At 68.6% G+C, this 1,484-nt stretch carries 1 protein-coding gene; it reads left to right on the top strand.

All coding sequences use genetic code 11. From position 1 onward, the window contains the following. A partial coding sequence (locus ABEA26_RS35940; protein WP_345598270.1) for an acyltransferase domain-containing protein occupies nt 1–1,484 on the top strand: 1,484 nt, incomplete at both ends.

The following is a 1,484-nucleotide window of genomic DNA, read 5'->3' as shown; positions in this document are numbered from 1 at the left end:
GTGTGATCAAGATGGTGCAGGCGATGCGGCACGGGGTGCTGCCGAAGACGCTGCATGTGGACGAGCCGTCGCCGAAGGTGGACTGGTCGGCCGGTGCGGTCGAGCTGCTGACCGAGGCCCGCGACTGGCCGCAGCTCCCCGGCCGACCGCGCCGCGCCGCCGTCTCCTCCTTCGGTATCAGTGGCACGAACGCGCACGTGATTCTGGAGGCTGTCGAGGAGGAGGCTCCGGTGCCGACGGCCATGGACGGTCCGGTGCCTCTGCTGTTGTCGGGGCGGACGTCGGAAGCCGTGCGTGCGCAGGCGGAGCGGCTCGTTGGTCATCTGGAAGGGCGGGGTGAGCCGGGTCTGGCGGATGTGGCGTTCTCGTTGGCGGTGGGGCGTGCGCATCTGGAGCGTCGTGCGGTGGTCGTGGCGGGTTCGGTGGGGGAGGCGCGGGAGCGTCTGGGGTCTGTCGAGCCGCAGTCGGTGGTTGCCGGGCGTCTGGGTGTGCTGTTCACGGGGCAGGGTGCGCAGCGGGTCGGGATGGGGTGTGAGCTGTATGCGGCGTTCCCGGTGTTCGCGGAGGCGTTCGACGAGGTGTGTGCGGCGGTGGACCGGCCTCTTGGGCGTTCGTTGAAGGATCTGGTCTTCGAGGGTGGCGCGGCGTTGCTGGACGAGACGCGCTACGCCCAGCCTGCTCTTTTCGCTGTCGAGGTGGCGTTGTTCCGGTTGGTGGAGTCGTGGGGTGTGCGGCCCGATGTGCTGGCGGGTCACTCCGTCGGTGAGGTGGTGGCTGGGTTTGTTGCGGGTGTGTGGTCGTTGGAGGATGCGGCTGTTCTGGTGGTGGCGCGGGGTCGTCTGATGCAGGCGTTGCCGTCGGGTGGGGTGATGGTGGCGGTGGAGGCGTCGGAGGGTGAGGTGGTGCCGCTGTTGGTGGAGGGTGCGGGTATCGCGGCGGTGAATGGTGCGATGTCTGTGGTTGTTTCCGGTACCGAGGCGGCTGTGGAGGAGGTCGTGGGCCGTTTCGGGGATCGTCGGGTGCGGCGGTTGCGGGTGTCGCACGCGTTTCATTCCTCGTTGATGGATCCGATGCTGGAGGAGTTCCGGGGGGTGGTGTCGGGGCTGGCCTTCAACGCTCCGACGATTGCTGTGGTGTCGAATGTGACGGGTGGGGTCGCGGAGCCGGAGCGGCTGTGTGATCCGGGGTACTGGGTGGAGCAGGTGCGTGGTGCGGTCCGCTTCCACGACGGTGTGCAGGCGTTGCGGGACCGTCGGGTCGGTACGTTCCTGGAACTGGGTCCTGATGGTGTCCTGTCCGGGATGGTCGCCGAGGACTGTGTCCCCTCGCTGCGCCGTGACGTCCCTGAGGGCCGGGCGTTGATGGTCATGCTCGGTCAGTTGCACACGCGCGGTGTCGCGGTGGACTGGGAGCAGGTGTTCGCCGGGACCGGCGCCCACCGCACCGACCTGCCCACCTACGCCTTCCAGCACCAGCGCTACTGG

The organism is Streptomyces marokkonensis, from assembly GCF_039539045.1.
Lineage (GTDB): Bacteria > Actinomycetota > Actinomycetes > Streptomycetales > Streptomycetaceae > Streptomyces > Streptomyces marokkonensis.
Note: the sequence above shows the minus strand (reverse complement) of the source record. Positions and strands in the feature narration are given on the sequence as shown.